The following is a 21,455-nucleotide window of genomic DNA, read 5'->3' as shown; positions in this document are numbered from 1 at the left end:
GATCTGGGTCTGGAGGCGGACGAGGTGGGTCTGGCGGGTGCGTGGACCGCGGTCGACTCCGCGACGGAGCGTCCGGCGCGGACGGCGGGCACGATCGTGAAGGACGAGGGCGAGGGCGGCAAGCAGCTGGCCGAGTTCCTCGCGGGCCAGAAGTTCATCTAGCCCGCACGCTCGGCCCACCCCCCCCTCTCTTCTCTCTCGTTTCTTCTCGTCTGGAGTGCGTTGTCATGGCTGAAGTTCTTGTTCTGGTCGATCATGTGGACGGTGCGGTGCGTAAGCCCACGCTGGAGCTGCTGACGCTGGCCCGCCGGATCGGTGATCCGGTCGCGGTGGCGTTGGGTGCGGGTGCGGAGGCGACCGCGGGGGTGCTGGGTGAGCACGGTGCGGTGAAGGTGCTGACCGCCGATGCCCCGGAGTTCGCGGACTATCTGGTGGTGCCGAAGGTGGACGCGCTGCAGGCGGCGTTCGACGCGGTGTCCCCGGTGGCGGTGCTGGTGGTGTCCTCCGCGGAGGGCAAGGAGATCGCGGCGCGTCTGGCGCTGCGCATCGGCTCGGGCATCATCACCGACGCCACCGATCTGGAGGCCGACGCGAAGGGCCCGGTCGCGACGCAGGCGGCGTTCGCCGCCTCGTACACGACGAAGTCCCGTGTCTCCAAGGGTGTCCCGGTCATCACGGTGAAGCCGAACTCCGCCCCGGTCGAGCCGGCCGCGGCCGCGGGCACGGTCGAGGCGCTGTCGGTGTCGTTCGGTGCGACGGCGACGGGGACGAAGGTGACCTCGCGTACGGCGCGTGAGTCGACGGGGCGCCCGGAGCTGACCGAGGCGGCGATCGTGGTCTCGGGTGGCCGTGGGGTCAACGGGGCGGAGAACTTCCCCGTGATCGAGGCGCTCGCGGACTCGTTGGGTGCCGCGGTGGGTGCGTCGCGTGCGGCGGTGGACGCGGGCTGGTATCCGCACACCTCGCAGGTCGGGCAGACCGGCAAGTCGGTCTCGCCGCAGCTGTACATCGCTTCGGGTATCTCGGGGGCGATCCAGCACCGGGCGGGTATGCAGACCTCGAAGACGATCGTCGCGATCAACAAGGACGCCGAGGCCCCGATCTTCGAACTCGTCGACTACGGCGTCGTCGGTGACCTCTTCGCCGTCGTTCCCCAGCTCACCGAAGAGATCAACACCCGCAAGGGCTGATCCCTCGCACCACCCCGCCCTGGGCCGCACGGTGAACCCACCGTGCGGCCCAGGGCCGTTCCGGGCGACCATTGACGCAGGTCGAGCGGCCTTATAACTTCACTATACGGATTGTTGATTCCGGGAAGCGGAAACAGCGAGAGCGTGGAGGGTACGGTCATGGGTCAGCAGGAGAAGGTGGCAACGAGCCTCGCCGGTGCGGTCAGCGAGGAGATCAGCGCCTCCCTCACGGCGGTCGACGCGGAGCTCGCCCGCCGTTACCCAGGCGATCCCGGCACCCGCCAGCCCGTCCACACCGTCTACGTACCCGGTGACGTCTTCGAGCCCGGCACGCTGCGCTCCTGGGGCGACCAGGCGCTGGCCGCCCTCGACGAACACGCCCCGGACGCCTCCGCGTTCGCCGCCGTCCTCGGCATCTCCGAGGAACTGGCCGGCCCCGTCCACGACCGCGTACGCGCCAAGCTGGAGCGCGAGCCCGTCGAGGACCTGCGCATCGACTTCGAGGACGGCTACGGCCCCCGCCCGGACGCCGAGGAGGACGAGGCCGCCGCCCGCGCCGCCCGTCTGGTCTCGGAGGCGTACGCCAACGGCACTGCCGCCCCGTACATGGGCATCCGCATGAAGTGCATGGAGGCCGGCGTACGCGATCGCGGCATCCGCACCACCGATGTCTTCCTCAGCGGGCTGATGGCGGCCGGCGGGCTTCCCGAAGGGCTCGTGCTGACCCTGCCGAAGGTCACGTACCCCGAGCAGGTCACCGCCTTCGTCCAGCTCCTCGAAGCCTTCGAGAAGGCCCACGGCCTGGACGCCGGACGCATCGGCTTCGAGATCCAGATCGAGACCAGCCAGTCGATCCTCGCCGCCGACGGGACCGCGGCCGTCGCCCGCATGATCGACGCCGCGCGGGGCCGGGCGACCGGACTGCACTACGGCACCTTCGACTACAGCGCCTGCGTCGGCGTCAGCGCCGCCTACCAGGCCAGCGACCACCCGGCCGCCGACCACGCCAAGGCCGTCATGCAGGTCGCCGCCGCGGGCACCGGCGTACGTGTCTCCGACGGCTCGACCAACGTCCTGCCCGTCGGCCCGACCGACCAGGTCCACGAGGCCTGGCGGCTCCACTACGGCCTCACCCGCCGCGCTCTGGCCCGCGCCTACTACCAGGGCTGGGACATGCACCCCGGCCACCTGCCGACCCGCTACGCGGCCGTCTACGCCTTCTACCGCGAGGGCCTGGAGCCGGCCGCCGCCCGGCTCGCCGCCTACGTGGCCAAGGCGGGCGGCGACGTCATGGACGAGCCCGCCACCGCCAAGGCCCTCAGCGGCTATCTGCTGCGCGGCATCGACTGCGGCGCGCTGGACACCGCCGAGGTCGCCCGGCTGACCGGCCTGACCCGCGCGGACCTGGACGCCTTCGCCTCGCCCCGCCGGGGAGACCTGACGGTCACCGCTCCGTAGGGCTGCGTCAGTAGGCGGCGCGCCCCGGCGGAACGGCCAGTCCCGCCGGGGTGCGCAGGCCGGCGACGGGCAGCGTGCGTTGGCCGCCGCGCACCGCCAGTTCCACCACGCGGTCGTTGTTGAAGTCCGCGACGTACAGCGCGCCCGCCAGGTCGAAGGCCAGGCCGTACGGGGAGTTGAGCCCGGTCGCCGGAACGGTCTGCTGCGGCCCGCCGCCCGCCGGCAGCTTCACCACCCGGTCATTGCCGCTGTCGGAGACGAAGAGGTCTCCTCGCCCGTCGAAGGCGAGGCCGGTCGGCTGGGAGAGCCCGGTGGTGGGCACGGTCGTCTGCGGGCCGCCGTCGGCGGGCACCTTCACCACCCGGTCGTTGACGAAGTCCGCCACGAAGAGGTTCCCCGCGCGGTCCAGGGCCAGCCCGTTGGGGTGGAGCAGTCCGCTGGTGGGGACGGTGACCTGGCCGCTGCCGTCGGCGGGCACCTTCACCACGCGATCGTTGAAGCTGTCGGCGATGTACAGGTCGCCGTTCGCGTTCAACGCCAGCCCGATGGGGCGGGAGAGGTCGGTGGTGTCCACCGTGGTCTGCGGGCCACCGTCGGCCGGCACCCGTACGACCCGGTTGTTGCCCGTGTCGGCGATGTAGAGGTCCCCCGAGGCATCGAGCGCCATGCCGGTCGGGCGGGTCAGGCCGCTCGCCGCGACCGTGACCGGCTCGCCGCCGCCGGGCGGCAGCCGCAGCACGGTGTTGTCGGCGTAGTCGGAGATGTACAGCGGCGCCGAACCGTGCGCCGGAGGGTGTCCCTCCGGCGTCCCGGGCGCGGCGGAGGCGATCGGCGCCGCGCACAGCAGCAGCGCCGCCGCCAGCACCGCGGGCCGCCAACGAGGCCGCCCGCGGACCGGCTTCGGGGCGCCCGCCCCCGGTCCGCCGGAAGCCCTGGACGCCGCTGTTACGAGATGGCTCATGAGGTACGCACCTGTTCTGGACGTGCTGCCGCTGCCGTACGGGCCTGGGGCGGGTCCGGCGGGTTTGGCCGGGTCCGCGGCGCATCCGGGCCTTGATCCGCCGGAGCCGCCCCCTCGGGCGCCGACGGCCGACGTTAGGAATCGCCCCCGCCGATCCGTCGGCACCACGCCCCGACGGGCCGGGCGGCCACCCCAACGGCCCCGGACGCCAGCGTCACGCCCCGTCGGCCCTCGGGCGTCGTGGCGGCGCGGCCGGGCCGCCACGGGCTCGGTAGGCGCGCATCTTGTGCCGCGCGCCGCACACGTCCATGTCGCACCAGAGGCCGTTCGACGACGGAGCCCGGTCGTAGAAGACCCAGCGGCACTCCGGGGCCGCGCACGCCTTGAGGCGGGTGGCGTGACGCCCGGTCAGGCCGTGGAACAGGAGGGCTTCGAGCACCGGGCGCACCACCTCGGCCACCGCCCCGCCGGAGGTCGGCCGCAGCGTGAGCGTGCAGTCGGGGCGTACGGCCGGAGCGCCCGCGACCGCGGCGACGAGCCGGTTGAGGGCGTCGACCGCCTCCGGCGAGGTCCGCTCGACCAGAAAGGCCCGCACGGTCTCCCGTGCCTCCGCGAGCGATGCCAGGTCTCCGGGACCGCTCAGGGCCGGGAAGCCGTGCGCACCGAGCCACCGGGCCGCCGTCTCCGGCCGGGCGAGGTCGTCCTCGCCGTGGAGGTGGGTGGCCGTGTTGCAGAACTCCTCGACGAGTTCGAGCTCCGCGGGTGCAGGGTTCCTTCGCATGATCACTACTTTACCAACGTTACCGACAAGCCGCCTTTGCTGGTAACGTCGAAAGTCAGGCGAGGCCCCGCCTGTCCCAACCGCACATCAGGAGGCACGCCATGAACGGGCATCTGACCAGGACGTTCGAGACTCCGGACGGGGCGGTGCGCTGGGATGTGCTGGGGGAGGGGGAGCCGGTCGTCCTGCTGCACGGCACCCCGTTCTCCTCGCTCATCTGGCGCGACATCGCACCGGCGCTCGCCCGCAACCACCGCGTCCACCTCTGGGACCTGCTCGGGTTCGGGCAGTCGGAACAGCGCGACGGGCAGGACGTCGGCCCGGCGGCGCAGGCGAAGGTGTTCACCCGGCTCCTGGAGCACTGGGGGCTGGAGCGCCCACGCGTCATCGCCCACGACATCGGCGGAACCGTGGCCCTGCGGGCACTCCTCCTGGAAGGTGCGCGGTACGCGGACCTCACCCTGGTGGACGCGGTGGCCTGCGGGGAGTGGGGCACCGGACTCTTCCGGCTCATCCGGGAGAACGCGCATCTCTTCGAGCAACTCCCCGGCTACGCCCACGAGGCGCTGGTGGAGAGTCATCTGCGCCACGCCACCCACACCGGCTACCGGCCCGACGTGCTGGCCGCCCATGTCGATCCCTGGCGCGGCGAGCGCGGCCGGGCCGCGTACTGCCGGCAGTACCGGCAGGCCGAACAGGCCGACACCGACGCGTTCCAGCATCTGCTGGGGACCGTACCGGTGCCGACCCGGATCATCTGGGGGCGCGAGGACCGGTTTCTGCCGGCGCCCTTCGCCGAGCGGCTGCACGCGCTGATCCCGCACTCCGAACTGCACTGGATCGAGGGCGCGGGCCACACCGTGCAGGAGGACGCCCCCGCCCAACTGCTGGCCCTGCTGACCCGGGAGTTCCGGCCGGTCGGAGCCGGCGTCGGCGTCGGGAGCTGACGGGGGCGACGGGGTACGAGGCTCGCGGGCGGGTGGCGCCCGCGTCCTTGCCCTTGCCCTTGTACGGGCGGAGCCTCGGCCAGGCGGGCACGAGGGGTCTCAGGCGGGGGGCAGTTCGCCCGAGCCGCGCGGGATCAGCGTCGTCGGCAGCTCCACCCGTGCCGTGGCGTGGTCCGCCCCGTCGAGGCGGCGGAACAGATGCTCGGCGGCGGTCCTGCCGACCGCCGCCGCGTCCTGCGAGATCACGGTGATGCCGAGCAGATCGGCCAGCTCGATGTCGTCGAACCCCACCAGCGCCACCGGCGGCTCCCGCTCCGCGATCACCCGGACCGCCGTCACCGTCACCCGGTTGTTGCCCGCGAACAGGGCGGTGACCGGTTCGGGGCCGCTCAGCATCTCCTCGGCCGCGGCCCGCACCCGCTCCGGCTCGGTGGAGCCGAGGGAGACCCAGCCGTCCTCGACGGTGATGCCCGCCTCCCGCATGGCGACGTGATAGCCGCGCAGCCGCTCGGTGGCCGTATGGATCCGCGGCTGGTCGCCGATGAAGCCGATCCTGCGGTGGCCGTGCGCGATGAGGTGCGCCACGCCCTCCCTCGCCCCGCCGAAGCTGTCGGAGAGCACCATGTCGACGTCCACGTGGCCCGCCGGGCGGTCCACGAAGACGGTGGCGATGCCCGCCTTGATCTCCGGCTCCAGATAGCGGTGGTCGTCGCCCGCCGGGATCACGATCAGACCGTCCACGCGGCGGGCGCACAGCGCCAGCACCAACTCCTGCTCCCGCTCCGGATCCTCGGCGCTGGAACCGTTGATCAGCAGCGCGCCGTGCGCGCGGGCGACCTCCTCCACCGCGCGGCTCAGCGGACCGTAGAACGGGTCCGCCAGATCCTCCAGGACCAGTCCGATGGATGCCGTACGGCCCTTGCGCAGCACGCGGGCGCTGTCGTTGCGGCGGAAGCCGAGCGCGTCGATCGCCTCCTGCACACGGCGCTCGGTGTCGGGCGTGACGCCGGGCTCGCTGTTCACCACCCGGGAGACCGTCTTCAGGCCGACTCCGGCGCGGGCCGCCACGTCCTTCATGGTCGGCCGGTTGCCGTAGCGGGTCTCGGAATGACGGGCGGTCCGGTCCACGTGCGCTGTCCTGTCGTCGGATACGGGCGGGGCTGCGGTGCTCCGGCCGGGGCCGAGCGGGGCCCGGCTGGGGCGCCGCGGGGGTGATCGGAGGCTGTGGCGTCGAGCATAGGCCCTGGACAACGTTGTCAACAGAATGGAGACTGTGCAGACTATGGACGGAACCCGCAGGTCCCGCCCCTTCACTGATCCGGAGAGCCCACACCGATGCATACCGACCTCGTCGCCGCGCTCGACATCGGCGGCACCAAGATCGCCGGAGCGCTGGTGGACGGCGACGGATCCCTCCTCGTACGGGCGCAGCGGCCGACGCCCGCCCGGGAGGGCGCCGAGGCGGTCATGGGCGCCGTGGACGAGGTGCTGGGCGAGCTGATGGCCTCGCCGCGGTGGGGTCGCGCCGGTTCCGTGGGCATCGGCAGCGCCGGTCCGGTGGACGCCGCCGCGGGCACGGTCAGCCCGGTCAACGTCCCCGGCTGGCGGGACTTCCCGCTGGTGGAGCGGGTGCACAAGACGGCGGGCGGACTGTCGGTCGCGCTGGTGGGCGACGGGGTGGCGATGACGGCCGCCGAGCACTGGCTCGGTGCGGCCCGCGGCTACGACAACGCGCTCTGCCTCGTCGTGTCGACGGGCGTCGGCGGCGGTCTCGTCCTCGGCGGCACCCTGCGGCCCGGCCCCTCGGGCAACGCCGGGCACATCGGCCACATCAGCGTCGACCTGGACGGCGACCCGTGCCCCTGCGGCGCGCGCGGCTGCGTCGAAGGCATCGCCAGCGGCCCCAACATCGCCCGCCGCGCCCTGGGGAACGGCTGGCAGCCCGGCCCGGACGGTGACGCGACGGCCGCCGCGGTGGCCGTCGCCGCCCGCGCCGGCGACCCGGTCGCCATCGCCTCCTACGAGCGCGCGGCCCAGGCGCTGGCGGCCGGCATCGCCGCCACCGCCACCCTGGCGGACCTCGACATCGCGGTGGTCGGCGGCGGCGTGGCCGGGGCCGGCGACGTGCTCTTCGTGCCGCTGCGCCGCAGTCTGCGCGAGTACGCCACGCTCTCCTACCTCCGACGACTGACCGTGGCACCCGCCGTGATGGGCACCGACGCGGGTCTGGTCGGGGCCGCGGCGGCGGCCATCGCGCTGGGCTAGCGCCCGACAGTCCCCAGCGCCCGTCGGGCGTCGACAGCTTCCAGAGGGCGCCCGGTTCGTCAGGCCGGGCGCCCCTGGGCAGCGGGCGTCGACACGGTCTATCGCGATGGCGCCCCTGTCCGTCGACGCCGGGACGTTGAGGTGGTCGCCTGGCACGCGCTGACGGCTGTCGACGCGGCATCAGCGGCCCGGGCGTCGCCGACCCGCGTCGGCGCCAGTACGCGTACGTCAGGATGCCGAGCATGGGCCCCACAGGACCAGAGGGGCGTAGGAGGCATGGAAGTAGACGGTCTCCCAGCCGCCGGCCCTGCTCGGGAAGTCGGCCGGCAGCGGATCGCCGTTGACCTTGGACCGGGTGACCGTGGAGATGGTCGCGATGACCGTGAAGACCAGGGTCAGGATCGTCGCCCCGATCGTGGCCGGGACGACCGCGGCGGCCGTCGGCCCCATCCCGGCATCCAGCGCGGGAACACCTCGCCCCAGCGGGCGACCAGCCCGACGGCCGTGAAGGCGAGGATTTCGGAGATGAGGGTGAGGAAGACGATGTAGGCGTTCATCGCCCGGTCCTCGATCGACCCCGCCACGCTTGTCCGCGGCGAACAGCGCGCCCAGCCGCCAGATCCCGGACGGGAGCACCACCAGCGGCACCGCGTAGGCGACCCGGCGGGCCCAGCGCGGCACCCCTGCGGCGGGCTCGTGCGCCGCATGCCACGCCCGAGGCAGGCGGCCCTCGCGGCGAGGCGTGTTCGCTGCGAGGACGACACGTCCGTGCGACCAGGTTCACCGGCAAGGAAGCCGAAACGACCGGGTTCGCCGATGATCGGGGCGCCGAGCCGGGCGTGGGGTGCCGCCCGCGCTACTGGATGCTCCAGCGGTGCGGATGGTCGGGGTCGGTGGGGCAGGCGAAGACGTTCAGCTCGCCGAATCGGCCCACGACGACTTCGGTGGGGGTGGCGGACCGATGGGTGGGCAGGTCTTGATCCTCAAGCGGTTTCCAGCTGCCGCTGCCGCCGTCCCATTCCGAGCTGTCGATGGTCAGCAGCAGGTGCATCGGCATGCGGCAGGTCCGGCAGTCCATGGGGTGGGCGTCGGTGGCGTGCCAGGAGGCGAAGCCGCCGACGCGCCAGCCGGGCGGGATGGACAGGTCGTACTGGTAGTGGACCGGATCGGCCGCGTTCTCGCTGGGCTGCTGCTCCGCCTCCTCTTCCTGGGCTTCCTCCCAGGCGTCGAGCCGGGCGCACAGCTCCTCGGGCAGGAGGCCGGCGAACGGGTAGGTGGTCACCTGCTCCGGTTGCAGGACGCAGGACTCGGGTACGAACCCGGCGGACCCGACGACCAACGGCTGCGGGGGAAGGGCCAACGCCTCCCGGACTTCCCACGACCGCCGCCAGCGCAGATGCAGATTCAGGTCGTACCGGCTCGGGCCGTGCGCGTCGAAGGGGCACCAGAACACCTGGAGCAGGTCGCAGTCCTCCGGCCCTCGCGGCAGGTCCGGGACATCCCGCCGATACAGCTGGGCCAGGCCGATCAGAGGCAGCGGATCCGTCTCCGACGCCTCGGGGAGCCGGTGCTCCAGGTACAGCTCGGCCAGGAGCTCCCGTTCCTTCTCCGTGGGGCCCGGGCTCTGCTCCCGAGCCCACGCGGCAGCCAGGATCCGCCGGTAGCGGTGGATGTCGGCCGGGCGCCGACCCCGCCCTCTGCCGTGGGCCTCACCACACACCGGCCACGGCTCGTCCGCCGGCCACAGCATCGGACCACCCACCGAGCTGTCAGAAATCTGCGGGCTGCCCGGTCGCGGGTGGAGGCGCGTCGTCGTACCCCGGTAGGCAGCCAGTTCCGGGAAGAGCACCTCGACGTCGAGCGGGCGCGGTGGAGTGGTCCTCGTCATGGAACGCGACCCTAGACACCCTTTCGCTCAGGCGTCGAAGTAGAGCGCGAACTCGTACGGGTGCGGGCGGTGGCGGATGGCCTCGATCTCCCGTTCCCGCTTGAGGCGGATGTAGGTCTCGATCAGGTCCGGGGTGAAGACGTCGCCCCGCAGGAGATACGCGTGGTCCTGCTCCAGCGCGTGCACGGCCTCGTCGAGGCTTTCGGGAAGCCGGTCGGGGGCGGTTCCCCCGTGGGAGGCGTAGAGGTCGGCATCGATCGGCTCGGGGGGCTCGATCTTGTGCTGGATACCGTCGAGGCCCGCCATGAGGATCGCGGCGAAGCCGAGGTAGGGGTTGCTGGTGGCGTCCGGGAACCGGATCTCCACCCGCTTGGTCCGCGGGTCGTCACCCGTGACGGGGATACGGACACAGGCCGAGCGGTTCCCCTGAGAGTAGACCAGGTTGACCGGCGCCTCGAACCCCGGAAGCAGGCGGTGGTAGGAGTTGAGCGAGGGGTTCGTGAACGCCAGCAGACTCCTCGCGTGGCGCATCACCCCGCCGATGTAGTGCCGTGCGGTGTCGGAGAGGCCCGCGTAGCCGTTCGGGTCGTGGAAGAGCGGCTCGTCGCCGTTCCACAGCGACTGGTGCACATGGAGCGCGTTGCCGTTGTCCCCCTGCAGCGGCTTCGGCATGAACGTCACGGTCTTGCCGTGCTGCCATGCGGTGTTCTTCACCACGTACTTGAGGAGCTGCAACTCGTCGGCGGAGCGCAGCAGTGTGCTGAAGACGTAGTTGATCTCCGTCTGGCCGCCGGACGAGACCTCGTGGTGGGACTTCTCCACCACGATGCCGCAGTCCTGGAGGTGGGCGACCATGGTGTCGCGGAGGTCCGCGAACCGGTCGTGCGGGCTGACGGGGGAGTAGCCCTCCTTGGGGCGGATCCGGTATCCGAGGTTCCCGCCGTCCTCCTCACGGCCGGTGTTCCACCAGCCCTCCGCCGAATCCAGCTGGTGGAAAGCGGCGTTGACGTCCTCACCGAACCGTACGGAGTCGAAGATGTGGAACTCCGGCTCGGGGCCGAAGTACGCGCGGTCGGCGATGCCCGAGTCCTGGAGGTACCGCTCCGCCTTGCGGGCGATGTTGCGCGGGTCACGGCTGTAGGGCTCGCCCGTGGCGGGGTCGTGCACGAAGGAGTTGAGGATCAGCGTCTTCCGCGCCCGGAACGGGTCGACGCACAGCGAGCTGAGGTCGGGGATCAGCAGCATGTCCGACTTCTCGATGGACTGGAAGCCGCGGATCGAGCAGCCGTCGAAGGCGACGCCCTCGGTGAAGAAGGACTCCCCGATGGTCGCGGCGGGGAGGCTGAAGTGCTGCATCTGGCCGAACAGGTCGCAGAACCTGAGGTCGAGGAACTTGATGTCCTCGTCGGCGATGCGACGCAGGACGTCGTGAGGGGTGGGGGACATGGGTGCTGCTCCTTGCGGTTGCTCAGGTTGCTTAGGGGAGGGCTCGGGCGACCAGGTGGCTCAGGCTCGTTCTCGCAGCGCGGCGCGGTCGACCTTGCCGTTCTGGGTCAGCGGTATCTCGTCGAGGAACCGGATCTCCCGGGGGACCATGTAGCCGGGCAGCGATACCGCGCAGAAGGCGCGGATCTGCTCGCCCGTGACGACGCCCACGGGCGACCCGGCCCCGGAGACGTACGGACCGCCGCCCGGGGCCGGTGCACCGGTCTTAGCCCCGTCGGATCCACGGGCGTGCTTCACGGTGGTCACGAACGCGAACAGAGCGGGCTCGCCGTCGGCGTCCGGCAGGGCGAGCACCGCGGACCCGGCGACGGCGGGGTGTTCCTCGACCCGGCTCCGCACCTCGCCGAGTTCCACCCGGTTGCCCCGGATCTGCACCTGGGAGTCGGTACGGCCGCGGTAGTACAGCTCGCCGTCCGGGCCGCGGTAGGCCAAGTCGCCGGTGCGGAAGACCAGTTGTCCGGAGCGGTGGTCGAGCGGATCGGGAACCTGGGCGGCTGCCGTAGCCCGCGGATCGTTCCAGTAGCCGGAGAACATGGCGGGCGAGCGAAGGTAGAGCTCGCCGACGACGCCCTCGGTCCTCACGAGCTGCCCGTCCGGGCCGATGAGCATCCCTTCGGAACCGGGGTGCGGATTGCCGATGGACAGCCGGACCGCGTCGTCGGGCAGGGGATCGGGCACCTCGGTCAGGGAGCACGACATGCATTCGGTGTGCCCGAAGCTGTTCAGGACCCTGATGCCGGGGCGGAGTTCGCGCAGCCGGCGCAGTTCGGGCAGGGGGAACTCCTCACCCGAGAACAACACCGTGCGCAGCTTGTCGAGCCGGGCCAGCAGATCGGGCTCGCGCCGCAGGGACTGCCGCCAGATCGACGGTACGCCGTTGACCTGGGTGACCCCGGCGTCGTCGAGGAAGCGCAGGAACCGGCGCGGCCAGCGCAACAGCGAACGCGGCACCGGCACCACACAGGCCCGGCTCCCGAGCGCCATGCCGACATCGAAGAGGGAGAGGTCGAACTGCAGCGGCGCCGTGGTGGCGATCCGTTCGTCCGCCGGAATGTCGCTGTCGGCGATCAGCATGTTCAGGTAGGACACGATGCCACGGTGCGTCATGACGACGCCCTTGGGGCGGCCGGTCGTACCGGAGGTGAAGATGATGTACGCGGGGTCGGTTCCGACCGCCCGGCGCCGTCGGCGTTCCCGGTGCGCCGGACGCGTCCGCACCGTGAGCGCGGACGAGGTGAAGCGGGCTGAGCCGACCCCCTCGGGCAACTCGATGCGGCAGCTCGCCGCAGTGGTGAGGAAGAGCGCGGGGTCGGCGAGTTCGGTGATCGTCGCCACGCGCTCGGCGGGGGTCTCCGGGCTGACGGGGACGAAGGTGAGGCCCAGGAGGGAACAGGCGAGGAGCATGGCGACCGCGTCGGCGGAGGTGTCCGCCTCCAGGACGACGCGGTCTCCCACGTCCATCCCGAGCGGTTCGAGAAGCCGGGCGTACGCGTGGGTACGCCGCTCCAGTTCCCGGTAGCTCACCGGGAGGAAGGCGCCGTCCTCGGCGGCCTCCAGGAAAGCGGTCCCGTCCGGCGAGAGGCGGGCGCCCGACAGCATGAACTCGTGCAGCATGCGGGGTTCCTGGGAGGGGGCGTCGATGTTCGGGTGAGCCACGCGGTTCATCGGTCCTTTTCGTACGGCGGTGATGAGGGAGCGCCCGGGCGCGGGGGTGCCCGGCGGGGCAGGTGTCCGTCCGGACCGGTTCAGATCCAGTACGGGGCCGGGGGAGGCGGGCCGCCGGCCGAGCTCCGCAGGAGCGCCCCCGATGTGCGGCCGGTGAGCCAGCCGAGCAGGTCGGCCTGGGTCCCGGACACGGTCGGCCCTCCGGCGGCCAGCTCCAGGGCCAGGCCGGTGTCCGTCGCCTCGATCCGCAGGGCGGGGGCGCCGGTCCGGTGCCGCTGGGCTTCGACGAGATCCTCGATGATCCAGCGTGCGGCCTCCTGCGGCACATCGGCGCAGCTGTAGCCGCGTGCCAGGTCCACGTGGTGGATTTCCAGTTCGCGCAGGCGGGTGGGCACGAGGGAAACCGGTGTGCGCAGTTCGCCGGTGCGCATGCGGACCTCGTTGTGCCATGCCGCGGAGGACAGCGCGCGCACGGCGGCCTCGAAGCGGGCGGCGCTCTCCACGACATCGGCGACCAGTTCGTCCACGGGGCGCTTCGCGCCCGCCTCGATCTCCTCCGCACGTGCGTCCATGCCGGCGTACTGAGGTGTCTCCACACCGGTCTCGGCCCAGGAGAGAAGGCGGCACAGGCTGTCGGCGGCCCGTGCCACGTGGGTGATGACGTGGCCGCGGGTCCACGGCGGAACGAGGCTCTCACCGGCCACGTCGGCGGGGGACAGCCCCTTGACGGTGTCCACGAACCGCTCGGTGGACGCGGCGATCGGATCCAGCGCTTTCCGTTCCTGCGGGTGTGCCCTCACGAGTCGGTCAACCTTTCAGGTATCCGCAATGCGGAATTGAGTATCCGTATAGCGATAGCGGGTTGGACCCTAAGAGGAAACGCTCCGTTCCGTCAACCGGCTCTTCGGGCAGGTGGGGTGCGGTAACGGGGGCTGCTCGCGAGGTCGGTGGGGCCCGATGGTGATCTGGGTCACTGGGCATTGCCGAATGTGATCCACTGGCCTAACTTGATGCCGCAACGTGGATTTAATATTCCGCATTACGGAAAAGTATCCACGGTTGAGTGACCCGTGGCCCCGTGGACGCGACCTCCGGAAGCGAGCTCGCCGGGGCATGGGCACCCCAGGCGGCCTCGCCGGACCGGTTCCCCGCCGAACCCGTCCGCCTCTGGGGCACCACCGTCCGGCGCGGGTGCGCCGCACAGCTCCGACCACGGCGACCCATCTGCCGGTTCGCGGTCTGCATCGGCCTATACAAGGGGGAACGCGTGCACGTCACGAGGGAGACAGCCCACCGGATCGAAGCGATCTCCGGCGTCCGGGCCGGACTGCTGGACTGCGTCCAGTCGAACCTGGCCGTACTGGCCGATCACTTCCACGGCGCCGACGTCCATCTGCGGCTCGGATCGAAACTGAGCTCCCGGTGGTACCCGGGAGCGGACGACCTGCCCACCTTCGACCCGCCCCTGGAGGAGGAACTGGCCGAAGCGGAACGAGTCCTGGCGCTCACCGTCCGCGCGCGGACCACGACGACGGGCGCCCGACTCGCCCGGGAGACATGGGCACCGGGCGAAACGCGGTACGCCGTCGCCGACGCCCATGAGATGACGTGGCTTCCCTACTTCCGCCGCGCCCACATGGACCACAGCTTTCTCCTGATGGCGCCCGAGGTTCCGGACGGCCCCTGGACCGTCGTCGACGCGTACGACAACGAAACCCAGTGGGGCGCGGCCAAGCCCGGCACCTGGGCCGTGGCGCCGGCCGACGTCGCTCTGCTGGGCCGTATCGACCTGTACGACGTCGAGCCCTTGCCCGTACCCGGCACTCGCCCCGCGCTCCGTGTCGAACACGAACCCGTGGACGACTACATCGGCACGCTCGCCCGGCACGGCGACAGAGAGCGAGCCCTGCACCGGCTGACCGGCGACACCTGGCTCCTGGCCCGCTCCCGTCGGCTCCACGCCCTCTTCCGCGCCGGAGGCGCCGACCCGGGGGAGGAGACGTCCCGGCACCTGGAGCAGTGGGACCGGTTCGCCACCCAGACGTACGTCGCCTACCGGCGCGTGGCCCGGGGCCGTTCCGAACCCGCCGGAACGCTCGACCGGCTCGCCGAACTGCTCGAAGCGGACCGACAGGTCTTTCCCACCCCCGCCGGCCCGGCCGAAGCGCCGAGGCCGCCCGAGGAACTGCGCGGCCGGATCGCCGCCGTCGTGGGCCGGGTGCTCGGCGCCGACCCCGCGGCCCTGCTCACACCGGACGTGGACCTCGCGGCGCTGCCCGGCTACACCTCGTTCCGCGTGATCGACATCATCGACCGCCTCGAAGCGGAGCTCGCCGTGGAACTCGAATCCGACGACCTCGTACCGGAGAACCTGCGGAGCATGGACGGGCTGTGCCGCATCGTCCACCGCGCCACCCGCTCACACTGACCCGCCCACGAGAGGACCCGCTGTGGACAGCGCCTTCATCGAACTCCTCCGCCGCCAGCTCAAACTCGACCCGGCCGTCGAGATCACCGCCGACAGCAGCCTGCGTGACCTCGGCATGGACTCCATGCGCTCCATCGAGCTGCTGTTCGCCGTCGAGGACACGTACGACATCACCCTCCCGGACGACGAACTGAACGACACCACCTTCGGCACCCCGGGAAACCTGTGGCGAGCCGTCCACGCGCAGCTGCCCGGCGAACCGGTGACCTCATGAGCGCGGTGGCCGCCCCCGTCCACGAAAGCGCTCGGACCGCCGCCCGGCCGGAGCTGGACGCACGCATCGCCCGGGTGACCGCCGTCGCCGAGCAGCACCTGGCCGCCGCCGACCGGGACGCGGTGTTCCCCGTCCAGGCGCTGGACGAGCTGCGCGACACCGGCCTGCTCGGGCTGGTGGTCCCCACCCGGTACGGAGGACTCGGCGGTGGCCTGCGTGACGTCGTCGACGCGGGCATCGCACTCGGCCGCTGCGACATGTCGACCGCCCTGATCTTCACGATGCACTGCCAGCAGGTCGCCGCGGCGGTGGAGTTCGCCGCCCCGCCTCTGCGTGACGAGCTGCTGCCGGTGCTCGGCGCCGGGCGCACCTACCTGGCCTCGGTCAGCACCGAGAGCGGCAAGGGCGGGCACCTCTACAGCGCACGCGCCGCCCTGCACCGGAGCGGCGCGGAACTCCGGATCGACCGGTTCGCCCCCGTGGTGACCGGCGGCGCCCACGCCGACGGCTTCCTCATCACCATGAAGAACGCCGATGCAACTGCGGACAACGACGTCGCGCTCGTCTACGCCTCCCGTGACCAGCTCACCGTGGAGACCGCCGGGGAGTGGCAGCCGATGGGGATGCGCGCCACCGGCAGCGCACCGTTGAAACTCTCCGGTTCGGTACCCGGCGGCCAGATCGTCGGAGCCGACGTGCCCTTCCGGGACGTCGCCAACCGGGTCCTCGGGCCGTACGCCCATCTGGGCTGGTCCGCTTCCTGGCTGGGGACCGCGGCCGGCGCCCTCTCCCGCGTCCTCGGCCTGGTCCGCGGCCCCGACGGACGCAAGCGCTTCGACCTCGGATCGGAGCTGCTGCTCACCCGGCTGTCCACCGCGCGCCAGCGGCTCGATGCCGTGCACGCGCAGATACGGCACACCCTCCTGATGCTGGAGACGGCGCCCGACATCACCGCTCCCCCCTGCCAGTTGCTCCTGAACGGGCTGAAGCTCTCCGCGTCCGAGCAGTGCCTCGCCGCGGTCGACGACCTGGTCGACGCGGTCGGGCTCCAGCACGGCTACCTGAAGAACTCGCCGACCAGGCTCGAACAGAGCCTGCGAGATCTGCGGTCGGCGGCGCTCAACTACAAGAACGACCGCCTCCACCTGGCCGACGGACGTCTGGCGCTGCTCGACCGGGAGGTGTCCTTTGTCTGACGCGACATCCGCCGGAACCTCCGGCGAACTGCGCGACCTGTTCCGCTCGTTGCCTCCCGAGGCCACCGGGCGGCAGCTGTGGGAAGCCCTGGGCTCCGCGGGGCGCATCGCCTGGATGTTCCCCGACGGCGACGCCTCGGCCGGCGTCGTACCGGAACGGCTGGCCCAGGTCCTGGCCGCTGCGGGTGAACGGTTCTCCTTCGGCAGCACCATGTCCCTGTGCGTGCAGGCGGCCACCACCCTGCCGCTGCTCGCCTCCGACCCGGGCTCGGGCGCCACCGCACTGGCTCAGGCGCTGTCGGGGAAAGCGGTGATCGCTCTCGCGGCCACGGACACCGGTGCCGGATCGGATCTGGCCTCCCTGAGCACCCGGGCCGACATCGGGGAGCACGGTATCCGGATCACCGGCGCCAAACGGTGGATCAACAACGCGGTGGACGCCGACCATCTGCTGGTCCTGGCCCGCCACCGGCCGGGTCCGCACTTCACGAACTTCACCTGGTACCTGGTACCGGCCGACGCCCCCGGGGTGACGGTCCGCCCGAGCGACACGGAGCTGTTCGACGGGTCCGGCACCGGCGACATCGACCTGCACGATGTGCGGCTCGGCCCCGACTCCCTCATCGGGCGGACAGGCATGGGCTTCCCGGCGTTCATCCGCCACATCGGTCCCGAGCGCCTGGCGGGCGCCATGTGGGCCGTCGAGCTGTGCCGGTCGACGCTCGACAGCACCCTGGCCTGGTTGCGTGCCCGGCCCCACGGTGACGGCACCCTGTGGGACCTCGACAGTGTGCGCCAGCGGTTCGCGGCCGGTCTGACCCAGGTGACGCAGCTGTCGGCGCTGTGCGCGGGTCTGCGCGACCGCGTCGTCGACGGTCACGACAACACGGCCGCCGCTCTGCTCAAGGCAGCGGCCGGAACGACCGTCAACCAGGTGATGGATCTCTGCGGTCAACTGCAGGGCTCCCACGGCTTCTCGACCCTGGGCGTCCAACGACTGCGATCCCAGGCGGCCATCTTCGCCATCAGCGGCGGTGCCACCGAAGTCGTGCAGTCCATCGTGGCCGACAGCGCCCAGGACGAACTCGACCGTCTGCGTCTGCCCGACGGCGGCTGACGCCGTACCCGGCCCCGCCCGCCCTCCCCTTCCAACGGACCACGGAGCACTTCCATGTGGATTCTCGGCGTCAACGCGCCCCCCACCGGCTGGCACGACACAGCCGCCTGCCTCGTCAACGGCGAGGGCGAGGTGGTCGCCTTCTCCGAGGAGGAGCGCTGCAACCGCGTGCGTCACTCGCTGTACCGCAAGCCGCACCACGCCGCTCGCTTCTGCCTCGACCAGGCGGGCATCGAAGCGGCCGACATCGACGTCGTCGCCATCGGCTGGGATGTGGACCAGCTCTATCCCGGACGTTTCGAGGACGACGCCGACTTCCTCGCCTTCGCCGTCGGGCTCGACTTCGGCGACCGGCTGCCGGAGGTGGTGCGGGTACCGCACCACGCGGCACACGCGGCCTCCTCCTTCTACTCCTCGCCGTTCCGCAAGGCCGGGGTCCTCGTCGTCGACGGACACGGCGAGAACGAGTCGTCATCGATCTGGACCTTCGAGTACGGGGCCGAGCCCCGCTCCGAGCGCACCTGGCCGCGCACCGCGTCCCTGGGCTACGCCTACGACGCGGCTTCCACCTGGCTCGGCTTCTCCTTCCTCAACGCGGGCAAGACCATGGGGCTCGCCGCCTACGGCCGGGCCCAGGGGCTGTCGGTCGAGACCCTGGTGGACATCGAGGCCGACGACTTCCGGCTCGCTGTCGGCCCGCTCGTGGAGAGCACCGGCCGTGCGAGCGCCACGGAGATCAAGGAGCAGTACGACCTCATGGTCGCCGCCTGGCGCGACCGCTACGCGAAGATCGCCGGGGCGAGCGGGCCCACCCGGCCGGAGGGGTCCCTCGCCGACGACCCCGGCGCGGTCCTCGTCGCGTACACCGCACAGCGCGTCGTGGAGGAGAGCGTCACCGCACTCGCGGCCATGACCCGCAAGATCTCCGGCACCGACGCCCTGTGTCTGGCCGGCGGTGTGGCGCTGAACTGCAGCACCAACGGAATGCTGCCGGGCCCCCTCTACGTACCGCCGGTTCCCCACGACGCCGGAGTCGCCCTGGGCGCCGCGTGGATGGTGAATCCGCCGCGACAGCACACGGGGCGGGCGCTGAACCCGTACCTCGGCACGGACATCGACGGCGGCGCCCACGGTGCGTCGGCGTCACCGGACACCTCCGGCCTGGTCCGTACCGGCCTGGACATCGACGCCGTCACGGCGCTGCTGCTCGAAGGCCGCGTCGGCGCCGTGGCCCAGGGCCGGGCCGAAGTGGGCCCGCGCGCCCTGTGCCGGCGCTCCATCATCGCGATCCCCGACACGGCCGGAGTCACCGACCGGGTGAACCTCATCAAGGACCGCGAGCAGTGGCGTCCGTTCGCCGGTGTGACCCGCCCCGGGTACGGCGCCGAGCTGTGGGAGCCGCAGGAGCACCTGAGCCGCTACATGCTCGGGGCCGCGAAGGCGACCGACCTCGGCCGGCGGACCGCCCCGGGGGTGGTCCACGTGGACGGGACGACCCGCCCCCAGGTACTGCACGGCGACGAGGCCCCGGCCGTAGGCGCCGTGCTGGACGCCCTGGAGGGGCAGGGCGTACCGCCGGTGCTGCTGAACACCTCGTTCAACGGCAGGGGCGAACCGGTCGTCAACACCCGCGGCGACGCCCTCGCCGCGTTCCGGTCGATGAACCTGGACTTCCTGGTGCTCGGCGACGAGCTGTTCGTCAAGAAGAACCCGGCCGAGGTGGCGCGATGACCACGCCTCTCATCACAGGCCCCGGCCCGCTCACCGCCGCCGGGACCGTCCGGCCGCCGGGCGGGGAGCGCTTCCGGGCCTTCGGCCCGCGGCACATCGACGAGATCGCCGAGCGCTACGGACTCGACTCGGAGATACGCGAAACGGTGCGGCGGATCTCCCTCGTGCTGCCGTTCCGCGTCAACTCCTATGTCCTGGAACACCTGATCGACTGGGATCGCGGCGTCGACGACCCGATATTCCAGCTGACCTTCCCGCAGAGCGGCATGCTGACGCGCGGAGACGAGCGCCGACTGGCCGCGCTGTCCGCCGATCCGGCGGACAAACTGCTGCTGCGGAAGGCCGTCACGGCCATCCGGGACCAGCTCAATCCGCACCCCTCGGGCCAGCAAGAGCTCAATGTGCCCGAGCAGGACGGGGTCGCGCTGCCCGGGTTGCAGCACAAGTACCGCGAAACCGTGCTGTATTTCCCCAGCCAGGGGCAGACGTGCCACGCGTACTGCACCTACTGCTTCCGCTGGGCGCAGTTCATCGGCGACGCCGATCTGCGCTTCGCCGCCCCCGACCCCTCCGGACTCATCGACTACCTCGGAACGCACCCAGACGTCCAGGACGTCCTGGTGACCGGGGGCGATCCGATGGTGATGACGACGGAACGGCTGAGGACCCACCTGGAACCGCTGCTCGGCGTCGAGTCCGTCCGTACCGTCCGCATCGGCACCAAGTCGGTCGCCTACTGGCCCCAGCGATTCGTCACCGACCAGGACGCCGACGACGTACTGCGTCTGTTCGCGAAGGTGGTGGAGTCCGGCCGCCAGCTCGCGGTGATGGCGCACTTCAGCCATCCCCGCGAACTGGAGACGGACCTGGCGCAGGAGGCCCTGAGGCGGATTCGGAGCACCGGCGCGGTCGTCTACTGCCAGGCGCCCCTGATCGCGCACGTCAACGACGACCCGGACGTGTGGGGCCGTCTGTGGCGTGCCGAACTGGCCGCCGGGGCTGTTCCGTACTACATGTTCGTCGAGCGGGACACCGGACCGCAGGAGTACTTCAAGGTTCCGCTGGCCCGTGCCGTGGAGATCTTCCAGGAGGCCTACCGGACGCTGCCCGGCCTCGCCCGCACCGTACGCGGACCGGTGATGTCCGCGACGCCGGGAAAGGTGGCCGTGGACGGGGTGGAACAGACCCGGGACGGCCGCTGGTTCCGGCTGCGGATGCTTCAGGCTCGTGATCCCGCCCTGGTGGGGCGGCCGTTCAGGGCGCGCTGGTCGGCCGACGCGGCGTGGCTGCACGAGCTGGAGATCGATCCGCAGACGCCGGTGGAGCTGCGTGCGGCGGTGCTCGGGCAGCTGCGGACCGAAGCCGCATGACGCAGACGCGGGGGGCGGGGCCCGCGGGGTGGGAGGTCGCTTCCGGGGTGTGGCTGGCCGTGGCCGCGACGGAGGCCCTCGCACCCGGCGCGCACCGCGACGACGTGGCGCAGTCCCGGGGGATGCCTCCGTGGCGGGCCCGTGAGTTCTGCGCCGGGCGGGGCCTGGTGAGGAGCCTGCTCGCGCGCGCCGCGGTGGCGGGCGCGGGCGAGGGCGCCCGGCCCGCCCCGGACGTCCGCATCGTCCGGGACGCCGAGGGCAGACCCGCTCTGGAGGGCCACGCCGGAGTGCACCTGAGCGTGTCGCACGATGCCGGGACGGTGGCCGCCGCGGTGGCGTTCGGCCGCCCGGTCGGCGTCGATGTGCAGCACCCCGACGGGCGGATCGGAGCAGGACTGGCGCGGCGCTGTCTGCGGAGCGGGGCGGCCCGGCTGAACGCCCTGCCCGCCGAGGAGGCGGCACGTGAACTGGCCTGGGTCTGGACCGCGCAGGAAGCCTGCGTGAAGGCGGCCGGCCGAGGACTCGCCGGCCGCCCCTGGGAGATCGACGTACCACTGGGCGCTCGGCGGGGCCGGTGGCGGCAGTACCGGTGGCTCAGCCTCCGCGATCTTGTCGCGACACCGCTCAGCTGCGCGTTCCCCGAACCCGGCCCGCAGGGCCGACGGGAAGGATGACCGG

General features: G+C 71.8%; 19 protein-coding genes and 1 pseudogene. 12 read left to right on the top strand and 8 right to left on the bottom strand.

The genetic code is table 11. The annotated features are described in order from the left end of the window. The 3 genes and pseudogenes from G3I54_RS22480 to G3I54_RS22470 form a co-directional block, all read left to right on the top strand. Positions 1-162: pseudogene (locus G3I54_RS22480) on the top strand (electron transfer flavoprotein subunit beta); the annotation flags it as partial. Between the two features lie 65 nt (positions 163-227). Continuing rightward, entirely contained in the window at positions 228-1,190 is a 963-nt protein-coding gene (locus tag G3I54_RS22475) for an electron transfer flavoprotein subunit alpha/FixB family protein (RefSeq protein ID WP_164616677.1), read from the top strand. A 159-nt stretch (positions 1,191-1,349) separates the two neighbouring features. Continuing rightward, positions 1,350-2,648: an aldolase/citrate lyase family protein gene (locus G3I54_RS22470; protein ID WP_164616676.1), complete on the top strand. Its 1,299-nt coding sequence runs from the start codon at positions 1,350-1,352 to the stop codon at positions 2,646-2,648. Positions 2,649-2,655: 7 nt separating this feature from the next. Here the strand turns inward: G3I54_RS22470 and G3I54_RS22465 are convergent, their stop codons facing one another. Further along, the gene (locus tag G3I54_RS22465; protein WP_239144509.1) at positions 2,656-3,510 is read right to left on the bottom strand and encodes an SMP-30/gluconolactonase/LRE family protein; all 855 of its coding nucleotides are present in this window, start codon (positions 3,508-3,510) and stop codon (positions 2,656-2,658) included. Between the two features lie 313 nt (positions 3,511-3,823). Beyond that, positions 3,824-4,390 (bottom strand): CGNR zinc finger domain-containing protein, encoded by a 567-nt coding sequence (locus tag G3I54_RS22460; protein WP_164616674.1) that lies wholly within the window; start codon positions 4,388-4,390, stop codon positions 3,824-3,826. Between the two features lie 101 nt (positions 4,391-4,491). Here G3I54_RS22460 and G3I54_RS22455 point away from each other — a divergent pair, with 101 nt between their 5' ends. Further along, a complete protein-coding gene (locus G3I54_RS22455; RefSeq protein ID WP_164616673.1) occupies positions 4,492-5,337 on the top strand; it encodes an alpha/beta hydrolase in 846 nt (281 codons plus the stop codon). A gap of 99 nt (positions 5,338-5,436) precedes the next feature. On the opposite strand, the gene G3I54_RS22450 is transcribed toward G3I54_RS22455, so the two are convergent. Further along, positions 5,437-6,465 carry a LacI family DNA-binding transcriptional regulator gene (locus G3I54_RS22450; protein ID WP_164616672.1) on the bottom strand — a complete coding sequence of 343 codons (1,029 nt, stop codon included), beginning with the start codon at positions 6,463-6,465 and terminating at the stop codon, positions 5,437-5,439. A 207-nt stretch (positions 6,466-6,672) separates the two neighbouring features. On the opposite strand from G3I54_RS22450, the gene G3I54_RS22445 reads away from it, so the two are divergent. After that, entirely contained in the window at positions 6,673-7,602 is a 930-nt protein-coding gene (locus G3I54_RS22445) for an ROK family protein (RefSeq protein ID WP_164616671.1), read from the top strand. A gap of 228 nt (positions 7,603-7,830) precedes the next feature. Here G3I54_RS22445 and G3I54_RS39655 read toward each other — a convergent pair whose 3' ends face one another. The 5 genes from G3I54_RS39655 to G3I54_RS22420 all read right to left on the bottom strand — a co-directional run bounded on the left by G3I54_RS39655 (position 7,831) and on the right by G3I54_RS22420 (position 13,461). Next, positions 7,831-8,052, bottom strand: a complete 222-nt coding sequence (locus G3I54_RS39655; RefSeq protein WP_239144504.1) for a hypothetical protein — start codon at positions 8,050-8,052, stop codon at positions 7,831-7,833. Between the two features lie 406 nt (positions 8,053-8,458). Beyond that, on the bottom strand, positions 8,459-9,490 hold the full coding sequence (locus G3I54_RS22435; RefSeq protein ID WP_164616670.1) for a hypothetical protein: 1,032 nt from the start codon (positions 9,488-9,490) through the stop codon (positions 8,459-8,461). A gap of 27 nt (positions 9,491-9,517) precedes the next feature. Next, on the bottom strand, positions 9,518-10,936 hold the full coding sequence (gene glnA / locus G3I54_RS22430) for a type I glutamate--ammonia ligase (protein ID WP_164616669.1): 1,419 nt from the start codon (positions 10,934-10,936) through the stop codon (positions 9,518-9,520). A gap of 60 nt (positions 10,937-10,996) precedes the next feature. Then, positions 10,997-12,661, bottom strand: coding sequence for an AMP-binding protein (locus tag G3I54_RS22425; RefSeq protein WP_164616668.1), 1,665 nt, complete (start codon positions 12,659-12,661; stop codon positions 10,997-10,999). Between the two features lie 80 nt (positions 12,662-12,741). Further along, positions 12,742-13,461 (bottom strand): maleylpyruvate isomerase family mycothiol-dependent enzyme, encoded by a 720-nt coding sequence (locus tag G3I54_RS22420; RefSeq protein WP_164616667.1) that lies wholly within the window; start codon positions 13,459-13,461, stop codon positions 12,742-12,744. Between the two features lie 467 nt (positions 13,462-13,928). Here G3I54_RS22420 and G3I54_RS22415 point away from each other — a divergent pair, with 467 nt between their 5' ends. The 7 genes from G3I54_RS22415 to G3I54_RS22385 are packed head-to-tail and all read left to right on the top strand — an operon-like array spanning position 13,929 to position 21,451. After that, positions 13,929-15,089: an acyl carrier protein gene (locus tag G3I54_RS22415; protein WP_164616666.1), complete on the top strand. Its 1,161-nt coding sequence runs from the start codon at positions 13,929-13,931 to the stop codon at positions 15,087-15,089. A 22-nt stretch (positions 15,090-15,111) separates the two neighbouring features. Further along, on the top strand, positions 15,112-15,363 hold the full coding sequence (locus G3I54_RS22410; RefSeq protein ID WP_164616665.1) for an acyl carrier protein: 252 nt from the start codon (positions 15,112-15,114) through the stop codon (positions 15,361-15,363). After that, a complete protein-coding gene (locus G3I54_RS22405) occupies positions 15,360-16,559 on the top strand; it encodes an acyl-CoA dehydrogenase family protein (protein ID WP_164616664.1) in 1,200 nt (399 codons plus the stop codon). Before G3I54_RS22410 ends, G3I54_RS22405 begins: the two co-directional genes overlap by 4 nt. Next, positions 16,552-17,676, top strand: a complete 1,125-nt coding sequence (locus tag G3I54_RS22400; protein WP_164616663.1) for an acyl-CoA dehydrogenase — start codon at positions 16,552-16,554, stop codon at positions 17,674-17,676. Before G3I54_RS22405 ends, G3I54_RS22400 begins: the two co-directional genes overlap by 8 nt. Positions 17,677-17,730: 54 nt before the next feature. Further along, complete coding sequence (locus tag G3I54_RS22395; protein ID WP_164616662.1) at positions 17,731-19,407, top strand: carbamoyltransferase C-terminal domain-containing protein; 1,677 nt, start codon at positions 17,731-17,733, stop codon at positions 19,405-19,407. Further along, positions 19,404-20,777, top strand: coding sequence for a lysine 2,3-aminomutase (locus tag G3I54_RS22390; RefSeq protein ID WP_164616661.1), 1,374 nt, complete (start codon positions 19,404-19,406; stop codon positions 20,775-20,777). Before G3I54_RS22395 ends, G3I54_RS22390 begins: the two co-directional genes overlap by 4 nt. Next, positions 20,774-21,451 carry a 4'-phosphopantetheinyl transferase superfamily protein gene (locus tag G3I54_RS22385; protein WP_164616660.1) on the top strand — a complete coding sequence of 226 codons (678 nt, stop codon included), beginning with the start codon at positions 20,774-20,776 and terminating at the stop codon, positions 21,449-21,451. The genes G3I54_RS22390 and G3I54_RS22385 overlap by 4 nt, the downstream gene beginning before the upstream one ends. The last annotated feature ends 4 nt before the right edge of the window (positions 21,452-21,455 follow it).

This window comes from Streptomyces sp. SID14515 (assembly GCF_010548505.1).
GTDB lineage: Bacteria > Actinomycetota > Actinomycetes > Streptomycetales > Streptomycetaceae > Streptomyces > Streptomyces caviscabies.
This window is presented reverse-complemented; position numbering and strand designations above follow the sequence as displayed.